1 pseudogene is annotated in these 289 nt (G+C 47.4%); it reads left to right on the plus strand.

Annotation, left to right across the window (positions count from 1 at the left end):
* Positions 1 to 55: 55 nt before the first annotated feature.
* A pseudogene (locus tag FS736_RS23660) lies at positions 56 to 289 on the plus strand (glycine--tRNA ligase subunit beta); the annotation flags it as partial.

Genomic DNA, 289 nt, shown 5'->3' on the forward strand with positions numbered 1-289 from the left:
AAATAATATTGGATTTGAGGGGATGAGGATGTTGTGGAGAGCTGGGAGGGTTGGGTTGGTTGTGGGGAATGTGGATGAGGGTGAGGAGGATAGGGAGGAAGAGGCAAAAGGAGGTGCGAAAAAGATGGGTTTAAGTGAGGATGGGAAGTGGTGGAAGGGAGGAATGGGGTTGAGAGGGGGAGAGGGAATGAGGGTGGAAGATATTTATTTGAAGGAAATCAAGGGGGTAGAGTATGGCGATGTAAAGAAATTTATGAAGGGGGAGGAAAGCTTTGATCTTCTTGTTGAG

It is taken from the genome of Cytobacillus oceanisediminis 2691 (genome assembly GCF_007678455.1).
Taxonomy (GTDB): domain Bacteria; phylum Bacillota; class Bacilli; order Bacillales; family Cytobacillaceae; genus Mesobacillus; species Mesobacillus oceanisediminis_A.